At 52.3% G+C, this 279-nt stretch carries 1 rRNA gene; it reads right to left on the bottom strand.

What is annotated here, in order from left to right:
- Positions 1-279, bottom strand: a 23S ribosomal RNA gene (locus HMPREF2937_RS13095); the annotation flags it as partial.

Raw genomic sequence — 279 nt, 5'->3', positions numbered from 1 at the left:
TAGGCCCGACTTTCGTCCCTGCTCGAGTTGTAGCTCTCGCAGTCAAGCTCCCTTATACCTTTACACTCTGCGAATGATTTCCAACCATTCTGAGGGAACCTTTGGGCGCCTCCGTTACCTTTTAGGAGGCGACCGCCCCAGTCAAACTGCCCGTCAGACACTGTCTCCGATAGGGATAGCCTATCTAGGTTAGAGTAGCCATAACACAAGGGTAGTATCCCAACAACGCCTCCACCGAAACTAGCGTCCCGATTTCATAGGCTCCTACCTATCCTGTAC

It is taken from the genome of Staphylococcus sp. HMSC061G12, assembly GCF_001838465.1.
Taxonomy (GTDB): Bacteria; Bacillota; Bacilli; order Staphylococcales; family Staphylococcaceae; genus Staphylococcus; species Staphylococcus simulans.
The sequence above is the reverse complement of the archived record's forward strand: the minus strand, read 5'-3'. Positions and strand labels throughout refer to the sequence as shown.